This is a genomic window from Streptomyces sp. STR69, from assembly GCF_024519455.1.
Taxonomy (GTDB): domain Bacteria; phylum Actinomycetota; class Actinomycetes; order Streptomycetales; family Streptomycetaceae; genus Streptomyces.
In genome coordinates this window covers 423,248-440,938 of the sequence record NZ_JALJRY010000002.1, presented here as the reverse complement: position 1 = coordinate 440,938, position 17,691 = coordinate 423,248, and the positions used below count along the sequence as shown (strand labels likewise).

Annotated in this window: 18 protein-coding genes; 6 read left to right on the top strand and 12 right to left on the bottom strand. The window is 71.7% G+C overall.

What is annotated here, in order from left to right; all coding sequences use genetic code 11:
* Positions 1 to 38: 38 nt before the first annotated feature.
* Complete coding sequence (locus OC490_RS05685; protein ID WP_262056671.1) at positions 39 to 344, bottom strand: 4a-hydroxytetrahydrobiopterin dehydratase; 306 nt, start codon at positions 342 to 344, stop codon at positions 39 to 41.
* Positions 345 to 516: 172 nt separating this feature from the next.
* On the opposite strand from OC490_RS05685, the gene OC490_RS05680 reads away from it, so the two are divergent.
* From OC490_RS05680 to narJ, 4 genes are all read left to right on the top strand, one after another.
* Positions 517 to 1,338: a helix-turn-helix domain-containing protein gene (locus OC490_RS05680; protein WP_262056670.1), complete on the top strand. Its 822-nt coding sequence runs from the start codon at positions 517 to 519 to the stop codon at positions 1,336 to 1,338.
* Between the two features lie 85 nt (positions 1,339 to 1,423).
* Positions 1,424 to 2,287: a helix-turn-helix domain-containing protein gene (locus OC490_RS05675; RefSeq protein WP_262056669.1), complete on the top strand. Its 864-nt coding sequence runs from the start codon at positions 1,424 to 1,426 to the stop codon at positions 2,285 to 2,287.
* A 65-nt stretch (positions 2,288 to 2,352) separates the two neighbouring features.
* The gene (locus tag OC490_RS05670; protein ID WP_262056668.1) at positions 2,353 to 3,168 is read left to right on the top strand and encodes an SAM-dependent methyltransferase; all 816 of its coding nucleotides are present in this window, start codon (positions 2,353 to 2,355) and stop codon (positions 3,166 to 3,168) included.
* Positions 3,169 to 3,349: 181 nt separating this feature from the next.
* Positions 3,350 to 3,847: a nitrate reductase molybdenum cofactor assembly chaperone gene (narJ, locus tag OC490_RS05665; protein WP_262056667.1), complete on the top strand. Its 498-nt coding sequence runs from the start codon at positions 3,350 to 3,352 to the stop codon at positions 3,845 to 3,847.
* Here the strand turns inward: narJ and dnaK are convergent.
* From dnaK to OC490_RS05635, 6 genes are all read right to left on the bottom strand, one after another.
* Positions 3,844 to 5,718, bottom strand: coding sequence for a molecular chaperone DnaK (dnaK, locus tag OC490_RS05660; RefSeq protein ID WP_262056666.1), 1,875 nt, complete (start codon positions 5,716 to 5,718; stop codon positions 3,844 to 3,846). The two genes, narJ and dnaK, sit on opposite strands and share 4 nt — an antisense overlap.
* Before the next feature lie 115 nt (positions 5,719 to 5,833).
* Positions 5,834 to 6,259, bottom strand: a complete 426-nt coding sequence (locus OC490_RS05655) for an OsmC family peroxiredoxin (RefSeq protein WP_262056665.1) — start codon at positions 6,257 to 6,259, stop codon at positions 5,834 to 5,836.
* Between the two features lie 53 nt (positions 6,260 to 6,312).
* Entirely contained in the window at positions 6,313 to 8,118 is a 1,806-nt protein-coding gene (locus tag OC490_RS05650; protein ID WP_262056664.1) for a DUF2201 family putative metallopeptidase, read from the bottom strand.
* A 19-nt stretch (positions 8,119 to 8,137) separates the two neighbouring features.
* Positions 8,138 to 9,199 (bottom strand): ATP-binding protein, encoded by a 1,062-nt coding sequence (locus OC490_RS05645; protein ID WP_262056663.1) that lies wholly within the window; start codon positions 9,197 to 9,199, stop codon positions 8,138 to 8,140.
* Positions 9,200 to 9,278: 79 nt separating this feature from the next.
* Positions 9,279 to 11,354 carry a phage holin family protein gene (locus tag OC490_RS05640; protein WP_262056662.1) on the bottom strand — a complete coding sequence of 692 codons (2,076 nt, stop codon included), beginning with the start codon at positions 11,352 to 11,354 and terminating at the stop codon, positions 9,279 to 9,281.
* Between the two features lie 82 nt (positions 11,355 to 11,436).
* Positions 11,437 to 11,868 carry a hypothetical protein gene (locus OC490_RS05635; RefSeq protein ID WP_262056661.1) on the bottom strand — a complete coding sequence of 144 codons (432 nt, stop codon included), beginning with the start codon at positions 11,866 to 11,868 and terminating at the stop codon, positions 11,437 to 11,439.
* 85 nt (positions 11,869 to 11,953) lie between these two features.
* On the opposite strand from OC490_RS05635, the gene OC490_RS05630 reads away from it, so the two are divergent.
* Positions 11,954 to 12,727, top strand: a complete 774-nt coding sequence (locus OC490_RS05630) for an MBL fold metallo-hydrolase (protein WP_262056660.1) — start codon at positions 11,954 to 11,956, stop codon at positions 12,725 to 12,727.
* Positions 12,724 to 13,359 carry a DedA family protein gene (locus OC490_RS05625; RefSeq protein ID WP_262056659.1) on the top strand — a complete coding sequence of 212 codons (636 nt, stop codon included), beginning with the start codon at positions 12,724 to 12,726 and terminating at the stop codon, positions 13,357 to 13,359. Before OC490_RS05630 ends, OC490_RS05625 begins: the two co-directional genes overlap by 4 nt.
* Here OC490_RS05625 and OC490_RS05620 read toward each other — a convergent pair.
* From OC490_RS05620 to OC490_RS05600, 5 genes are all read right to left on the bottom strand, one after another.
* On the bottom strand, positions 13,356 to 14,408 hold the full coding sequence (locus OC490_RS05620) for an MBL fold metallo-hydrolase (protein WP_262056658.1): 1,053 nt from the start codon (positions 14,406 to 14,408) through the stop codon (positions 13,356 to 13,358). The two genes, OC490_RS05625 and OC490_RS05620, sit on opposite strands and share 4 nt — an antisense overlap.
* Complete coding sequence (locus OC490_RS05615; RefSeq protein WP_262056657.1) at positions 14,405 to 15,652, bottom strand: aminotransferase class I/II-fold pyridoxal phosphate-dependent enzyme; 1,248 nt, start codon at positions 15,650 to 15,652, stop codon at positions 14,405 to 14,407. The genes OC490_RS05620 and OC490_RS05615 overlap by 4 nt, the downstream gene beginning before the upstream one ends.
* Positions 15,653 to 15,705: 53 nt before the next feature.
* On the bottom strand, positions 15,706 to 16,308 hold the full coding sequence (locus tag OC490_RS05610; protein WP_262056656.1) for a hypothetical protein: 603 nt from the start codon (positions 16,306 to 16,308) through the stop codon (positions 15,706 to 15,708).
* Between the two features lie 186 nt (positions 16,309 to 16,494).
* Complete coding sequence (locus OC490_RS05605; protein WP_262056655.1) at positions 16,495 to 17,301, bottom strand: RNA polymerase sigma factor SigF; 807 nt, start codon at positions 17,299 to 17,301, stop codon at positions 16,495 to 16,497.
* 115 nt (positions 17,302 to 17,416) lie between these two features.
* On the bottom strand, positions 17,417 to 17,689 hold the full coding sequence (locus tag OC490_RS05600) for a DUF6158 family protein (RefSeq protein WP_262056654.1): 273 nt from the start codon (positions 17,687 to 17,689) through the stop codon (positions 17,417 to 17,419).
* Positions 17,690 to 17,691 lie beyond the last annotated feature (2 nt).

Sequence of the window (17,691 nt, the reverse complement as noted above, 5' to 3'; positions counted from 1 at the left end):
CTGTGTCGCCGTCGTGGGCCCGTCCCTGTCCCGGGCGGTCAGGTCGCGCCGTGTCCGGGTGCCAAGTCCTCGACTCTGTGGGCGAGTTGGAAGTCGAGGTCGGTGATCGCGCCGCCGACGCTGTGGGTGTTCACGGCGAGGGCGACGGTGTTGTAGCCGAGGGTGAGGTCGGAGTGGTGGTCGAGTTCCTCCTGGACCTGGGCGATGTGGACGACCAGCGCGGTGGCCGCGAAGTGGGTGCCGAGCCGGTAGGTGCGGGTGAGGCGGTCGGCGTCGGCGGACCAGCCGGGGAGTTCCGCGAGGCGGTCCTCGATCTCCTTCTGCGACAGCGGTGCGACGGGCATGGCCTCGGTCCTTCCTGGTGGGCGGGTTCCTCTTCGGCCACTTCAGCGTGCCACAGGGGGTCGGCTGCGTGCCTGGTCAGAAGAGTGCCCCGGGGTGGGTCCGGTACGCGGCTCCCCCGGACGGGTTCCTCGGTTCGTTCACGGACGGGCGGCTTCGACTACGGTCGTGCGTATGACCATCGTCGCGACCGGTACCGACACCTCCGCGGGCAGGGGTGTCGGCCCGTTGCTGCGTGCCTGGCGGGAGCGGCGGCGGGTCAGTCAGCTGGAGCTGGCGTTGCGGGCCGACTCCTCGGCCCGGCACATCAGCTTCGTCGAGACGGGGCGGTCCCGGCCGAGCGAGGAGATGGTGCTGCGGCTGGCCGAGCACCTGGACGTGCCGGTGCGGGAGCGCAACTCCCTTCTGCTGGCGGCCGGTTACGCCCCGCGCTATCCGGAGACCCCGTTGGACGACCCCGCGTTGGGCGCGTTGCGCGAGGGGCTGGAGCGGCTGATCCAGGGCTACGAGCCGTATCCGGCGCTGGTGGTCGACGCCGTCTACACGGTGGTCGCGGCGAACCGGGGCATCACGATGCTGCTGGACGGTGTGCCGGAGTTCCTGCTCCAACCGCCGCTCAACGCCATGCGGTTGACGCTGCACCCCGAGGGCCTGGCGCCACGCATCCGCAATCTGGGTGAATGGCGCGGGCATCTCCTCGCGCAGATGGAGCGGCAGATCGCGCTGCACCGGTCCGAGCCGCTGCGGGCGCTGTACGAGGAGGTCGCCGCGTATCCGGTGCCGGAGGCGGCGGACGGCGAGGCCGAACGGGACGCTTCCGCAGCGTACTTCGCGCTGCCGATGCGGATCGAGCACGAGGGACGGGTGCTGTCGTTCGTCTCCTCGATCTCCACGTTCAACACTCCGATGGATGTGACGGTCTCGGAGCTGGCGATCGAGACGTTTCTCCCGGCCGATCCGGCGACGGCCAAGTATCTGCGTGGGCTGGGGGACTGACGGATGATCACCTCCGAACCGCTGAGACGACGGCCGGAACATGGCACACTTCCCCCAGACTTCGGCGCGTATGGGGAGGCGTGGCGTGAGTGAACGGCGGCCCGCGCCCACCGTGGGTCAAGTAGTGCTGGGCAGAAGGCTCCAGGAGTTGCGCGAGGCGGCCGGCATCAAACGCGAGGAGGCCGCGCAGGTCCTGCGGGTGGCTCCGGCGACCGTACGGCGGATGGAGATGGCCGAGGTCGCGCTGAAAGTGCCGTATGTGCAGGTGCTGTTGAGCACGTACGGGGTGGCCGACGAGGAGGCCGACGCGTTCGTCGCGCTCACCGAGGAGGCGAACGAGCCGGGTTGGTGGCAGCGGTTCCACGATGTGCTGCCGGAGTGGTTCAGCCTGTATGTGAGCCTGGAGGGCGCGGCCGGGCTGATCCGTTCGTACGAACCGCACTTCGTGCCCGGCCTGTTGCAGACCGAGGACTACGCGCGGGCCGTGATGGAGGCCGGGACGATCGGGCAGACCGGTCCGGAGACCATCGAGCGGCATGTGTCCCTGCGGATGGCACGCCAGGGGCTGTTGGAGCGGGACAATCCGCCGCACCTGTGGGTGATCATGGACGAGACGGTGTTGCGGCGTCCGGTGAGCATGCGCGGTGAGGTGATGCGCGAACAGCTGGACAGACTCCTGGAGTTCGGCGAGCGAGACCGGGTCACGCTCCAGGTCGCGGAGTTCGAGAGCGGCCCGCACCCGGGGACGTACGCACCGTTCTCGCTGTTCCGTTTCGCCGAACCGGAGCTGCCCGACATGGTGTTCACCGAGTATCTGACCGGCGCCCTGTATCTGGACTCCCGTACCGAGGTCTCCGCGCATCTGGAGGTCCTCGACCACATGACGGCGCACGCCGCGTCCGCACAGCGCACCAAGAAGATCCTGCGGGACTGTCGCGAGACCTTCTAGCCCGGCCCGGCAGCGCACAGCAGAGCCCGGCACACCGACCCGAACTCCAGAGGAGACGACACCGCATGACCGGATCCGAAGCCGCGCCCACCCGTATCGACACCAGCCGGCCGCATCCGGCGCGGGTGTACGACTGGTGGCTCGGCGGCAAGGACAACTACCCGGTGGACGAGGAGCTGGCGCGCCGGATCCTCGCCACGGACGGCACCGTGCTCCGTGGCGCGCGGGCCAACCGCCGGTTCATGCACCGGGCGACACGCACCGCCGCCGAGGCCGGGATACGCCAGTTCCTGGACATCGGCACCGGCATCCCCACCGAGCCGAACCTGCACCAGGTGGCGCAGGGTGTCGCCCCGGACGCGAAGGTCGTGTACGCGGACAACGACCCGATCGTGCTGCGGCACGCGGAGGCGCTGCTGCACGGCGCGCCCGAGGGCAGCACCGAGTACGTGCACGCCGACGTCCGTGACCCGGACACGATCCTGCGGCTGGCCGGCGAGACCCTCGACTTCACCCGGCCGGTCGCACTGTCGCTGGTCGCGCTCACCCACTATCTGGGCGACGATCCCGCCGGCGACGACGTGTACGGCCTGATCAAGCGGTACGTCGACGTCCTCGTCCCGGGCAGCTATCTGGTGATGTCGCAGGTCACCCCGGATCTCAGCCCCGAGGCCATCGCGCAGGCCGCCGAGCACTTCCGGCGCAGCGGCACCCCGTTCTACCCGCGCTCGCTGGCCGAGTTCTCGCGCTTCTTCGACGGCCTGCAGCTGCTCGGTCCGGGCGTGATCGCCGTCTACGGGTGGCGTCCGGAGCCGGAGGACGTGGCCGCCCAGGCGGAGGGCATCGTTCCGGTGTACGGCGGGGTCGCGCTGAAGGTCTGACCTCACTTCCCGCACCCTTCGCCCGCGCGTCGTGCCCCGTACGGCTGCCGTGAACGGGTGCGCTCCCCTGCCCCGCCCTAGGTTCGACACCACGGGCGAGCAAGGGAACGCACCCGTTCACGGCGCCCGGCGACGGGCCCGACCACCCGGACCGGCCGGACCACGACGCGAAGGATGTCTGATGCCCTCGGACGCTGTGCTGTACCAAGGGGCCGCGCTCTGCCTGACCTACCCCGACGACGACTTCCGCGCCCGGCTCCCGCTGCTGCGCGAAGCCGCTCCGCAGCTGCGGGAGTTCGTCGACCACGCGGCTCTCACTCCGGCCCAGGAACTCGCCGCGCACTACGTGCAGGTCTTCGACTTCGAGAACGGGCACAGCCTGTGCCTGAGTCGGTGGCACGACGGCGACACCCGGCGGCGCGGTATGTCCCTGGTCCGCTTCGAAGAGCTGTACCGCGCCCACGAGTTGGAGTTCACCCGGGAGGAACCGCCCGACTACCTGCCCGCGGTCCTGGAGTTCACGGCCCGCACCGGCAACCTCGACCTCCTCTCCGAGTACCGCGGCGCCCTGGACCGACTCCGCGCCCGGCTGGCCGGCTTCGGCACGCCGTACGCCTGCGTCCTCGACGCCGTCTGCGCCACCCTGCCGACCGCGGCCGGCGGGTGGACTGCGGGCTAGGCCGCGCCTCCCTTCGCCTCGTGTTCGTCGTCGACGATCTCCGCGTCGACGACGCCTTCCTCCTCCTGGGGCGAGGTGTGTTCCGTGGGGGTCTCCGTCTGTTCCGTGGGTGACTGCTCGGCGGCCTGGGCGTACATCGCCTGGCCCATGCGCTGGCTGACGGTGGCGAGTTTCTCCACGGCCGCGCGCAACTCCGCGGTGTCCGCCTCGTGTTCCAGAAGAGCTTTCACCTCCGTGGCCGCCGCCGCGACCTCGGACCTGGTGTCGGCCGGGATGCGTTCCTCGTTCTCGCGGACGAACTTCTCGGTCTGGTAGACGAGTTGTTCGGCCTGGTTGCGGGTCTCGGCGGCCTCGCGGCGCCTGCGGTCCTCGTCGGCGTACTGTTCGGCCTCGCGCATCATGCGGTCGATGTCGTCCTTGGGGAGCGCGGAGCCGCCGGTGACGGTCATCTTCTGTTCGCGGCCGGTGGCCAGGTCCTTGGCCGAGACGTGCATGATGCCGTTGGCGTCGATGTCGAAGGCGACCTCGATCTGCGGGACGCCGCGCGGGGCGGGCGGCAGGCCGGTGAGGTCGAAGACGCCCAACTTCTTGTTGTACGCGGCGATTTCGCGCTCACCTTGGTAGACCTGGATGCCGACCGAGGGCTGGTTGTCGGTGGCGGTGGTGAAGATCTCCGAACGCCGGGTGGGGATGGTCGTGTTGCGTTCGATGAGTTTGGTCATGATGCCGCCCTTGGTCTCGATGCCCAGGGACAGCGGGGTGACGTCGAGGAGCAGGACGTCCTTCACGTCGCCGCGGATGACGCCGGCCTGGAGGGCGGCGCCGACCGCCACGACCTCGTCGGGGTTGACGCCCTTGTGCGGGTCCTTGCCGGTGAGTTCCTTGACGAGGTCGGTGACGGCGGGCATCCGGGTCGAGCCGCCGACGAGGATGACGTGGTCGACGGCGGAGAGTTTGACGCCGGCGTCCTTGACCGCCTGGTGGAAGGGGGTCTTGCAGCGGTCGAGGAGATCGGCGGTGAGTTCCTGGAACTGGGCGCGGGTCAGTTTCTCGTCGAGGTGCATCGGGCCGTCGGCGGAGGCGGTGATGTAGGGGAGGTTGATCGTCGTCTCAGTGGACGAGGAGAGTTCGATCTTCGCCTTCTCGGCGCCCTCGCGCAGGCGTTGCAGCGCCATCTTGTCCTTGCCGAGGTCGATGCCGTACTGGCCCTGGAACTTCTTGACCAGGTACTCCATGACCCGCTGGTCCCAGTCGTCGCCGCCGAGGTGGGTGTCGCCGTTGGTGGCCTTGACCTCGATGACGCCGTCGCCGATCTCCAGGAGGGAGACGTCGAAGGTGCCGCCGCCGAGGTCGAAGACGAGGACGGTCTGTTCCTCGCCGCGGTCGAGGCCGTAGGCGAGGGCGGCGGCGGTCGGTTCGTTGATGATGCGCAGGACCTTGAGGCCCGCGATCTCGCCGGCCTCCTTGGTGGCCTGGCGCTGGGAGTCGTCGAAGTAGGCGGGGACGGTGATCACCGCGTCGGTGACGTCCTCGCCGAGGTACGCCTCCGTGTCCCGCTTCAGTTTCTGCAGCACGCGCGCGGACAGTTCCTGGGCGCGGTACCGCGTTCCGTCGATGGCGCCCGTGTCCGGGAAGCGCCACGCGGTGTCTCCCATGTGGCGTTTCACCGAGCGCGCGGTGCGGTCGATGTTGGTCACCGCCTGCCGTTTGGCGACCTCGCCGACCAGTACCTCGCCGTTCTTGGCGAAAGCCACCACCGAGGGTGTGGTCCTCGCTCCCTCGGCGTTGGCGACGACCGTCGCCTCCCCGCCCTCCAGCACCGCGACCACCGAGTTCGTGGTCCCCAGATCGATCCCGACCGCACGTCCCATAGCCGTCCCCTTCCGCCAGGCACTGCCCGATCTCCAGCACAAAACTTGAGTGGCGGAAAGTCAATGCCGCACCCGTTTTCCGAGTGCGGCATCGAGGTGGGAGAGGGAGCCGGGGTCAGGCGGATTCCACCGTCAGCGTGATCGTCGTACCCGCGAGGGCCTGGCTGACCGGGCAGTTCTTCTTGGCGTCCTCGGCGGCGGCGGCGAAGCCCGCCGCGTCCAGGCCGGGGACCTCGCCGCGGACGGTGAGGTGGATGCCGGTGATGCCCTCGCCGGGCTGGAAGGTGACGTCGGCCTTGGTCTCCAGGCGGGTGGGCGGGGTGCCCGCGCCGGTGAGGCCGTGCGACAGCGCCATGGAGAAGCAGCTGGAGTGGGCGGCGGCGATCAGTTCCTCGGGGCTGGTCCTGCCGTTGGCCTGCTCGGCGCGCGACGCCCACGTCACCGGCTGCACACCGATGCCTGACGAGTCGAAGGTGACCTCGCCGCTGCCCTTGATGAGTTCGCCTTCCCAGACGGTGTGTGCGGTGCGCGTGGTTGCCACGATGATTCCTTTCGACGCGGATGTCGTTCGGAGCCATCCGATCACATTCCGGTTCAGCGCACCCGGAAGACCGGCCCACGCGGGGTGAACGGCAGGCGAGCGCCTTGTGGAATCAGATAGGCGTGCTCGCGCCGCACCCGCAGGACGTCGCACCAGCCGTCGGTGATGACGAGGACGGGCGCGCCCGGCGGGAAGTCGTCGGCGCGGTGCAACAGGTCGATTCCGGGCTGCAGTACGGTGCCGCCGCGGCCGTGCACGCGCACCCGGCCGGCGATGTCGGTGACCGGTACATAGCCCGCGTCGTGCGGGGCCGCGTCGCAGAACACGACCCTGGCCGCCGGTACGTCACGGGCCTCTGCGTACGAGGCGATGGCGCCCAGCGCCTTGCCGAGGAGGGTGCGTTCCATGGAGCCGGAGGTGTCGAGGACGACGCCGAAGGTGCAGCGGGCGACCTCCTCGGGCGGGAAATAGCGGCCGGCACGCGGGATGTCGGGGGTGGAGGACTGGCGGCGCGAGGGGCGGGCGTACGACCGTACGGGCTCGGGGCGGGGCACGAACTCGTCGAACCAGCGGGCGAGTTGGGCGTCCCAGGGCAGGGGCGGATGGCTGAGGGCACGGATCTCCTCGACCAACCCGCCGGGCAGGAAGCCGCGTTCGTGCTGCTGGTGCAGGTCCAGGCCGCGGGCGAGGCCGCGCCGGTAGAACTCGTCGAGGTCGACGTAGTCGCGGGCGCTGCCGAGCGGTCCGCCGAGGATGTCGCCGGTGCCCTTGCCGCGCAGGGTGGCCAGGCGGTGGGTGCGGCGCAGGTCGGCGGTGATCCGGTCGTAGGCCTCCTCAGCGGAGAGGTCCTTCAACTCCGGGTCGTACAGCAGGCCTTCGGGCATGGTGCCGATGTCCATCTCGCGCAGCCAGCCGTTGATGACGTAGTCGGCGGCGACGTTGAAGAGGAACGGGTCGCGGGTGCCGCAGCGGTCGCCGTGGCGCAGGGCGGCGTGCAGCATCTCGTGGGCGAGGACGAACCGCCATTCCTCGTCGTCGAATTGACGCAGCGGGTTGATGTAGATCTCGGCGGCCTCGGTGTCGACGGCGGCGACGGAGATGCCGTGGGCGCGGGCGAGTTCGGCGTCGGCGACGAGGGTGATGCCGGCCGCGATGCCGCCGAGGAGCGGGTAGTTGGAGACGAACCAGCTCAGGGCGCGCTCCCAGGGGCGCAGCCGGGTCGGGCCGCCGTACATCGAGTCGCGGCGACCGCCGGCGAGGTCCATGGCGACGGACATGGTGCGGGTGAGGGCGCTCGCGAAGGCGATCTGCCAGTCGACGGGGTTCCCGGGCCAGCCGTGCCACGGTACGAGCCGCTGGTCGGGGGCGCTGCCCGCCGTACCGCAGTGTTCGTAGGCGGCCGGGATGCCGTCGCGGCGCCAGCGGGCCGCGAGTTGTTCCTCGTCGCCCGAGGGGTAGGCGGCGGGGAGGTCTTCGGGGGTGCGGCCGATGGGGAAGGTGAGCAGGAAGCGGTTGACGACGACGCAGCGGGCGGCGAGGTCGAAGCGGTCGGGCTGTTCGCGCTCGCCGTTCGCGCCGGGGACGTGTCCGAAGCCGAGGTGGATGAGCGCGTGGGCGATCGCCCAGGCCCATTCGGCGGGTTCGGCGAGGCGGGTGGGGTGCGCGTGGAGATACCCGTTGGAGTTGACGAGCACGAGCCCGGCGAGGGGCGCGGCCCGGCACTCCTCCTCCCGGCACAGCTCGAAGTCGATCGCGGCGAGCGCGGGGTTGGCCCACACGAGCTTCAGCCCGGCTGTGAACGCCTCGGTCGCCGGGTCGGGCTTCTTCTTCTCGGGGTCCTTCTTGCGGGTACGGCTCACCGGGGCACCTCCGTGGAACTCATCGGCGCGCCTCCACCAGGCGGGGCATGTCCCGGGCCGCTTCCACCAGGAACCAGGCCGGAAGGACCGGGTTGCCGTCGTCGTCCGAGGCGATGACGCTCTGCGCCACCTCGACGGAGATCTCGGCGAGTTGGACGAGCAGGGACTTGGCGCGGTACGCGGTCTGGCGGCCGTTCGCCGACAAGTGGTCCTTGCTGGCGGGGAGTTCCTTGATGAGGCGGCCCCGGAACGACTCCGCGAGGTAGTAGAGGAGGTCGCGGTCCTCGGTGCGGTTGGGCCAGCGGGCGTCGCCCTTGAGGACGGCCTCGATGCCGAAGCGGCTGCGCACGATCTTGACGTAGCCGCAGAACGCGACCGCGTGCGCGGGCGTCAGCGTGCCGTGCGCGATGACCTTGAGGGTGTCCTCGTCGAGGTCGGGCCCGAAGGAGCCCAGCGCGTCGGAGAGCATGTGCCAGGAGCGGGGCGTGGAGAAGGGTTCTTCCGTCTTCGGCGGCTTGGACCACAGGTGGTCGGGGCGGTCGGTGAGGTGGTCGAGGACCCACGGGTGGATGCCGTTGGCGGCGGCCCACTTGAGCCAGTCCTTCGGGGACGCCTCCAGGTGGACGTGGGTGAGCCGGTTGATCAGCGCGGAGGCGATCGGGCGGGCCAGCGCGTTGTCGGTCGCGCGGTTGCCGGCGCCGATCACGATGGAACCCTTGGGGAGTTCGTAGTTTCCGATGCGGCGGTCCAGGATCAGCGAGTAGAACGCCTTCTGCACATCCGGTGTGGCCGCGTTGAGTTCGTCGAGGAACAGGCAGTAGGGCTCGTCCCGCGCGATGGCCTCCGGCGGGCAGAACACCGACCGCCCGTCGCGGATCTGCGGTACGCCGATCAGGTCCTCGGGCGCGAGCTGCGTACCGAGCAGACTGACGCACTCCAGCCCCAGCGACTGGGCGAACTCCCTTACCAGGGAAGACTTTCCGATGCCGGGCGCGCCCCAGAGGAAGACGGGGCGGACGGTCGCGAGACCCAGCAGCAGTTCGGGGATCCGGGCGGGCGTGACAGTGACGGCAGCCTGCAAAGCAGCAGCTCCTGAAGGAGGTTCGAGGTGGGGAGACTCGAACAGTGTGGGCGCACGAACCGCCCACCGCAGCCCATTTTCAGGCGGCCCGCTCCTCCGGCTCCGCCGTCAGCGGCACCTGCGGGCCGTTCAACTCCCGCAGCCAGCGCCGCAGTACGCGGTGAATGCGCTCGGCGCCGACGAGGTCCTCACCGTCCTCGACGGGCGCGGAGAGGGCACGCGGCGACAGCAGGAACGGCTTGCCCTGGCAGCCGCCGAGGCCGCCGTGAGAGCCGATCTGCTCCTCGAAGGCGAGGACTTCGCCCTCGACCGGGTCGTACCAGGAGTTGACCATGATGTCGGCGGTGTGCGGGAAGGAGTGCGTGCGCCGGACGGCGTCCGCGACCCCGGGACCGAAGTCCGCCAACGGGCCCTGCTTGTCGTCGAGTTCGGCCACCGGCAGCTCCGCGCCGTGCGCGCCGAGGACGACTCCGCCGTACTCCTCGCTGCGCACCAGGACGAAGCCGACGCCGGGGTGGTTGGCGAGGGTGGTGAGGAGCGCCGGGTGGCGGGCGTCGATCTCCTCCTTGGTCATACGGTGCGGCACGTCCGGGAAGGAGACCAGGCCGAGGTTGCCGGAGGCCAGCACGATCGGCTCCGAGTGCCGGCCGGCGTGAACCTGCCGCTCGTCGCCGTCCTTGGCGGGCCTGCGCAGCGCCGCGCGTACGGCGGCACGGGCCTCCGCGCCACTGTGGGTACGGCGGGCCCGACGCGGCACGGGCAGCCCGCAGCCCGCCCGTACGAGGTCGCCGAGGGTGAGGCCGTAGCGGCCCTGGAAGGTCTCGCCGGGGCTCTGCCCGTGGTCGGAGAGGACGACGATGCGGTACGGCCGCGGGGCGTGCTCGGCGACGTTCTCGATCAACGCGAGGGAGCGGTCGAGGCGTTGGAGGACCTTGGCGGCGTCGCGGCTGCGCGGGCCGGAATGGTGGGCGACCTCGTCGTAGGCCACGAGGTCGGCGTAGACGGCGGTGCGGCCGGCGAGCATGTCGCCCATGACCGCGGCGACGACGACGTCCCGCTCCACGACGGTCGCGAAGGCGCGGACAAGGGGGTAGAGGCCGCCGCGTTTGATGCGTGGGCGCTGCTTGGTGAGGCGGGAGCGGGTCGACTGGCCGATCTCGCGGCCGACCTCGGCGACGAAGGACAGCGCGGTGCGGACGGCGTTGGCGGGGTCGGAGAAGTAGGCGAAGTAGCCCGCGCGGGAGCGGTTGTCGCGGCCCCGGCGGCGGATGGCGATGGACAGCACGAGGGCCTGTTCGTCGGCGCCGCCGCTGAACAGGTTGCCGCGGCTGGCGCCGTCCACAGTGAGGAGGCCGCCGTCGCCGGTGTGCTCGACGGCGCGGCGCTGGAGCTCGGCGGCGCTGGTCGGGCGGTTGCAGACCATCACCTCGCCGGTGTCCTTCTCGTACCAGCGGAACGCGGGGATGTCGTGGTTGGAGCCGTGCAGGATGCCGAGCTGGCTGGCGCCGGTCTGGCTGGACCAGTCGGTGCGCCAGGGGGTGAGGCGGTGGGTGGCGCGGTCGCCGCCGAGGAGCCGCGCGACAGTGGGCATCAGCCCCTTCTCCATCGCGTCGAGCAGGACGTCGTGGCCGACGCCGTCGAGCTGCAGGAAGACCGTGCCGGGCGAGGACGGGCCGGGCGGGAGGGCTCTGCGACGGCGGTCGGCGAGGCGGTAGAGGCGGCGGCGGTAGGCGTCGTCGTCGCGCACGGCCAGGGCACCACCGGTCGCCGAAGCCACGGCGGACATCACGGCGGCCACGACCACGGCGGTCTCGGGGGCGACCTGGCCGCGCAGTCCTCCGTCCGGATTGATGCGCAGGGCGATCAGCAGCAGCGAGCCGTTGAGGACGAAGACCAGGAGGCCGAGGACGAGTGCGGGCACCAGCAGCAACAGCCGTACCAGCAGCGGCCAGACCAGGGCCGACAGCACACCGAAGGCGCCGGCGCCGAGCGCGGCCGTGACCGCGATCCGGGTGGCGCTGTCGCCGTCCGCGGACTGGAGCTGGAAGTCGGGCAGGATCCCGGCGAGCACCAGCATGGTGACCGTGGAGACGGCCCACACCGCGATGCTCCGCCCGATCTGACTGGCGAGCCGCCGCCAACGCCCTCCACGCACGCCCCGTACACCTCACGTCCCGGGCCCGTCGACCTGGCGGGCCTGTCCCCAGCCTGTCATACGGGACGCGGGGACCCCGGAGCTAGCGGCCGTCGTAGCCGGCCGTGGGCATCGACAGCCGCCGGTGCACACGGGCCTTGGCCTGGGCGTCGTACGACGGTTCCGCGCGGCCCACCGTCTCGATGCGCACCCCGCGGCGCGCGCACTCGTCGGTGAACTCCTCGACGGAGGACAGCGCGCTCTCCAGGACCCGGCGGCTGGGGGCGACGAACAGGTCGAGGCCGGGGCGGACGCCGTCCCACAGGGCGCTGTGGTCGGGGCGCAGTCCGCGCACGAGAAGTTCGCGGGCGATCACATAGCCGTGGTCGGCGGCCCAGCGGGCGCACATGGCGTGCTGGCTGCGGGAGTCGACCAGGAAGGGGTCCTCGTCCAGCTCCTCCAGCGGTGTCAGGCTGGCGATCGCCGTGACCCTGACCCGCGAGGGCATACCGGAGGCACCGCGTACCTGTCCCATGGCGTCCCCCTCACCTCCGGGTTTCGCCGCCGACCCTACTCCTGCCCGTAGGCTTCGGGGGAGTCGCGCGAAGGAGGCAAAGAAGGTGCCGGTGGAGATCACCTGGTGGGGTCACGCCACCTGCACGATCGAGGACTCGGGCGTACGTGTCCTCACCGACCCCCTGTTCGCCCGCCGGCTCGCGCATCTACGACGGCGCCGGGGTCCGGTGCCGCCGCCCGAGGCCCGGCGCGCGGACCTGGCGCTGGTCTCCCATCTGCACGCCGACCACCTGCACCTTCCCTCGCTGGGCGCCCTCGCCCCGGGTACGCGCCTGCTCGTGCCCCGGGGCGCACTCCGCGCGGTGCCCGGGCTGCGCCGGCTCCGGCAACTGCGGATCGACGAGGTGTCCCCCGGCGACCGGACGATGGTCGGTGACCTGGTCGTACGGGTCGTGCCCGCGCGGCACGACGGGCGGCGGCTGCCGGTCGGGCCGCACCGCTCCCCCGCGCTGGGCTACGTCGTCGAGGGCGAGGCGCGCACCTACTTCGCCGGGGACACCGGGCTGTTCGACGACATGGCCAAGGAGGTCGGGCCGGTCGACGTGGCGCTGCTGCCGGTCGGCGGCTGGGGACCGTATCTCGGCGAGGGGCATCTGGACGCGGGGCGCGCGGCCCAGGCGCTGGTGCGGCTCGCGCCGCGCAGTGCGGTGCCGGTGCACTACGGCACGTACTGGCCGATCGGGATGGACGCGGTGCGCCCGCACGAATTCCACACGCCGGGCGACGAGTTCGTGCGGATCGCGGCCCGACTGGCGCCCTCGGTGGCGGTGCACCGGCTCGGGCACGGGGACAGCGTACGTCCGGAGGTCGCGCGGTGAGCTGGATCGCGGACGCGCTGTCCGCGACGACGACGACCTCGCCCGAGTCCACCCAACAGGCCATCGGCTACCCGACGTTGTTCCTGCTGGTGCTGTTCGGGGCGCTGGTGCCGGTGATTCCGACGGGGGCGCTGGTGAGTTCGGCGGCCGTGGTCGCCTTTCACCAGACGGCGCCGTTCGCGCTGGCGCTGGTGTTCGTGACGGCGTCGCTGGCCGCGTTCCTCGGGGACATCGCGCTGTACTGGCTCGGGCGGCGCGGGATGGGGTCGAAGAACGGCTCGCGCTGGCTGGAGGCGATCCGCGCGCGGGCTCCGGAGGACCGTCTTGAGCAGGCCCGGAAGAAGCTGGCCGACCACGGGGTGACGGTGCTGGTGCTGTCCCGGATGGTGCCGGCGGGCCGTATCCCGGTGATGCTGGCCTGTCTGCTGGCCGAGTGGCCGATCCGCCGGTTCGCCCGCGGCAACGCGCCCGCGTGTCTGGCGTGGGCCGTGACGTACCAGCTGATCGGCATTCTCGGTGGGTCGCTGTTTCCGGAGCCGTGGGAGGGTGTGGTGGCGGCGGTTGTACTGACCGTGGTGATCAGCGCCGCCCCGACCGTGTGGCGGCGCGTACGCAGGACAACTCCCGTTTAGGCAAGCACTCTTGAGCCTCCCACCGGTAGATCCCACAGGTTCTCGCGCGCCAACTCCGCCTTCTCCCAGGCTGCCTTGACCCGTGTCAGCGGTTCCAGGACCGGCTCCGCCGAGAGGACAAAGGTGCCCCAGTGCATCGGGGCCATCCGGCGCGCCCCCAGATCCTGGGCTGCCCGGACCGCTTCCTCCGGGTCGCAGTGGACGTCGCTCAGCCACCAGCGGGGGTCGTACGCGCCGATGGGGAGCAGGGCGAGGTCGATGCCGGGGTAGCGGGCGCCGATGCGGGAGAACCAGTGGCCGTAGCCCGTGTCGCCCGCGAAGTAGACGCGTTGTCCGTCCGGTGCCGTCATCACCCAGCCGCCCCACAGGGAGTGGCAGGTGTCGGTGAGGCTGCGCTTGGACCAGTGGTGGGCGGGCACGAAGTCGAGCCGTACGCCGTCGAGTTGGGCCGCCTCCCACCAGTCGAGTTCGGTGACGCGGGTGAATCTGCGGCGCCGGAACCAGCTGCCGAGGCCGGCCGGGGCGAACACCGGGGTGTGGCGCGGGAGTCGGCGCAGGGTGGGGGCGTCGAGGTGGTCGTAGTGGTTGTGGCTGATGACTACGGCGTCGATCGGCGGGAGCGCTTCCCAGGCGACGCCCACGGGGGTGATCCGGGCCGGGGTGCCGAGGATGCGGCGGGACCAGACCGGGTCGGTGAGGATGGTCAGCCCGCCGATGCGCACCACCCAGCTGGCGTGTCCCGCCCAGGTGACGGCGACGGTCAGGGAGTCGACCCGGGGCAGTGGTTCGGGTGCGAACGGGAGTCGGGGGATGTCGGCGAGCCCCTCGGGGCGGGGGCGTACCGAGCCCTCGCGGGCGAAGCGGGCGATCGCCTTGAGGCCGGGCAGCGGGGCGGTGAGCCGGTCGTGGAAGGTCCGGGGCCACACACGGCGCTCGCCGAGGGGGCGGGGTTCGGCGAGCGGGGGCGAGGAGGGGACGAACGGGGGCGTCTGGTCGGCGGTTTCCCGCGCGGTCGGCGTGCTGGTGGTCGACTCGGACTGCTGCGTCATCGAGGAGGCTCCCATCGCTGAGCGTCGTCGCGGAGATCGTCGAAGATCGACCTCAAGGACATCAACGCGCGTTGCACGTGTGGCAGTTCCAACGGCACGGGTGACATGAGGCATTCCGCGCGTTCCTCGTCGGTTCGGCCCAGCAGTGGTCCGGTGGACAGCCGTACCCGCAGCGCGCCCAGGTCGTCGCCGAAACGGTGACCGCCCGGCGCGGGCATGCCGAGCCGGGCGGTGAGGAACTCCTCCAGGTCCTGGGCGTCGCCCACCCCCTGCGGGGTGAGCGCGTGGCGCAACGGCCCGAGATCGACGTACAGATGACGTCCCGCCTGCGGCGGCCGGGCGAACGCCCCCGCCCCGGTGACGGCCGCGTGCGCGGCGGCGGCCACGCGCGCGTGCAGGCCTACGGCGGTGTCGCGGCGGGCGTTGACGGGCGGGGGTTCGCCGAGGGCGTGGCCGGCCGCGGCGGCGACGGGTGCGGCGACGCGGGCGCCGAGTGCGGTGAGGACGTCGAGCACGCGCGCGTGGAGCGCGTTCCCGGCGCGGCCGGCGGGGAAGCGGGCGATGGCGGCGGGCCAGCCGGACGGGAGGAGCGCGCCGGCCAGGTCGGTGACGACGGTGACCCGGTCGGGCAGCATCTCGGCGGGGCTGAGCAGCATGGTGCGCCGGGGCGCGTGCAGGGTGTCGCGCCAGGTCTCGTCGCTGACCAGGTGCAGGCCCTCGCCCGCGGCGGCCTCGACGGTCTCGTGCATGACCTCGGGCGGCACGACGGTGGCGGTGGGATCGTCGGCGACCGACAGCACCAACAGCCGTGGGTCACCGCCCTCGTCCCGGACCCTGCGCACGGTCTCCAGCAGGGCGTACGGGTCGGGCACCCCGCCGCACTCGGCCGGAGTGCCCACATGGAACACGGGTCTGCCCAGCAGCCGGGCGTACGGCGCCCACCAGGCGGCGCAGGGTCTGGGTACCAGGACGTCGCCGCCGAGCGCCGCGGTCAGCGCGACCAGCAGCGCGGGGGCGCCCGGGGCGGCGGCCACGCGGGCGGCTTCGGCGGGCAGGCCACGGCGTTCGAAGTAGCCGCTCGCGGCGTCGAGCAGTGCGGGGGCTCCGCCGACCGGCTGTTCCCCGGTGCGGCTCGCGGCGGCGGCGAGGACGGCGGCCAGTTCCGGCAGGACGGGCAGTCCGTCGTCGGGGAACACCGGCCCGTAACGGACGGGTCCCTGGCCTACCGCGTCCGCCTGCCGCATGGTGCCTCCGCGCAGTCGCTGGTGCAGTGCCGTGCCGTGTCCTGGTCGCGCCCTCAGTGTCCCGGTGTCCGCCTGCGCAGCCGGTACACGGCACCACCGAACGCGCCCGCGATCAGCACACCCCCGGCGACCAGCGCCGGCACGGAGTCGGTGAAGGTGCCGCCCTCCCCGGCCCGCACCCCGCGCTCGATCACTGCGGCACCGGCACAGGAGTCGGCCCGGGGTTCCTGGCAAGGCCGCTGCCCGCCTCCTCCCCCGTGTTCCACGCTGAAGGTCGCGCTCCACGGCCTGCCCTGCCCGCCCGGCGGCGCCGGACAGGACCCGTCGACGGTCCACGCGGCGTCCCGTCCGACCTGCTCGTCGTCGGAGATGCGCGCGGTACCGCGATACGCGGCTCCGGCCACCCGGTCGTCGTCGCCGGGCACCCGCCGCAGCTGAACGGTCCCGTCGTCGAAGGCCTGGGAGGAGGCGTCCAGGGTCTCGGGCGCGATCCCTCCGATCACCTCGCAGGAGACGGACACGGTCACGCTCCCGCCCGCCTGGGCGGTGCTCGGGCTGACCTGAGCGCCCGGATCGGCGGCCAGAGCCGGGGCGGCGGCACCCCCGACGACGCCGACCAGGGCGACGACGGACAGGGCAAGGGCGGTGCGGCGCATGAGCGGGGCTCCTTAGACCGAGGACGGCGGCAACACCATCACAGCCCGGTCAGGAGAGAGCCGCGCGCGGCCAGGCCCCATTGGGGTTAAGGAGACGGGCCGAGCGAGTGAAACGCAGGCCGGGTCCAAAGGGGCGCGGGGAACTGCGCGACCAGCCCCGACGGACCCGCGGCCGACATACAACCGCTACGCGGCGTCCTCAAGAACCTCTTCCCGGATCCGCCGGCAACACCGGCTGATCAACCGGGACACGTGCATCTGCGAAATCCCGAACTCCTCCGCGATCCGGCTCTGCGTCATGTCCCCGAAGAACCGCAGGTACAGAATCTCCCGCTCCCGCTCGGGCAGCGCGGCCAACCGCGGCTTCACTGCCTCCCGGTCCACCACGACGTCCAACGCCGGATCAGCAGACCCGAGTACGTCCCCCAACGCCCACCCGTCCGCGCCGCCGGAGGTCACCGCGTCCAACGACAACGCGCTGAAACTCTCCAGCGCCTCCAGCCCGGCCCGCGCATCCTCCTCGGAGAGGCACGCGTGCGCGGCGAGTTCCGCCACGGTCGGCCGCCGCCCCGGCAGCGTCTGCTCCAGCTCCTGCCCGGCGACCCGCACCCGGTTCCGCAGTTCCTGCACCCGGCGCGGCACGTGCAGTGTCCACATGTGGTCGCGGAAGTGCCGTTTGATCTCGCCGGTGATGGTCGGCACGGCATAGCTCTCGAAGGCGTTGCCGCGCCCGGGGTCGTATCGGTCGACGGCCTTGACCAGGCCGATGGCGGCGACCTGGCGTAAGTCCTCGGTGCTCTCGCCCCGGTTGCGGAACCGTCCGGCGAGCCGGTCGGCCATGGGCAGCCAGGCCTCCACGATGCGTTCGCGGACGGTGTCGTGCTGCGGGCCCGGCGGCAGCGTGACCAGGGTGCGGAACGCCTCCGCGGTGTCGGGGGCGTCAGGGTGGGCATGGCGTTTCTGGTGCGTACGAGGGGACGTGGTGCTGGGCATGGTGCGTCACAACTCCCTTGAGCATGCTCCGGGTTGGACGGTCACCGGTGAGGAACGCGTCTGCGCTCCAGCGCTGAGGATTCGCCTGCCCCCGACCTCAGGGCACAAACCCGCGTCAGTCCCGCTCGCGTGCCCCCTGCCGGGTACGGCCGGGGGCCACGAGGCGGCGCGGATGGCGGCGCAGGTACTCGCCCTCCAGCCCGGCCATGCGGTCGTTGTGGGCGCGCAGCGCGTCGTTCGAGCCGTACAGCAGGGTGTCGTGGCGCGTGCGGTGGATGGTCTCCAGCTCCTTCATGAGCTGCGAGTCGTCCAGGCGCGCAGGGTCGACTCCGGTCATGGTGTGCCCCGCTCGTCGAGTCTCACGGTCCTGACACCACTGTACGAACATTC

Excerpts from the sequence above, each read along its gene's own strand:
- OC490_RS05685 (WP_262056671.1), bottom strand. The coding sequence starts at position 344 with ATGCCCGTCGCACCGCTGTCGCAGAAGGAGATCGAGGACCGCCTCGCG.
- OC490_RS05680 (WP_262056670.1), top strand. The coding sequence starts at position 517 with ATGACCATCGTCGCGACCGGTACCGACACCTCCGCGGGCAGGGGTGTC.
- OC490_RS05670 (WP_262056668.1), top strand. The coding sequence starts at position 2,353 with ATGACCGGATCCGAAGCCGCGCCCACCCGTATCGACACCAGCCGGCCG.
- narJ (WP_262056667.1), top strand. The coding sequence starts at position 3,350 with ATGCCCTCGGACGCTGTGCTGTACCAAGGGGCCGCGCTCTGCCTGACC.
- dnaK (WP_262056666.1), bottom strand. The coding sequence starts at position 5,718 with ATGGGACGTGCGGTCGGGATCGATCTGGGGACCACGAACTCGGTGGTC.
- OC490_RS05635 (WP_262056661.1), bottom strand. The coding sequence starts at position 11,868 with ATGGGACAGGTACGCGGTGCCTCCGGTATGCCCTCGCGGGTCAGGGTC.
- OC490_RS05620 (WP_262056658.1), bottom strand. The coding sequence starts at position 14,408 with ATGACGCAGCAGTCCGAGTCGACCACCAGCACGCCGACCGCGCGGGAA.
- OC490_RS05615 (WP_262056657.1), bottom strand. The coding sequence starts at position 15,652 with ATGCGGCAGGCGGACGCGGTAGGCCAGGGACCCGTCCGTTACGGGCCG.
- OC490_RS05610 (WP_262056656.1), bottom strand. The coding sequence starts at position 16,308 with ATGCGCCGCACCGCCCTTGCCCTGTCCGTCGTCGCCCTGGTCGGCGTC.
- OC490_RS05605 (WP_262056655.1), bottom strand. The coding sequence starts at position 17,301 with ATGCCCAGCACCACGTCCCCTCGTACGCACCAGAAACGCCATGCCCAC.
- OC490_RS05600 (WP_262056654.1), bottom strand. The coding sequence starts at position 17,689 with ATGTTCGTACAGTGGTGTCAGGACCGTGAGACTCGACGAGCGGGGCAC.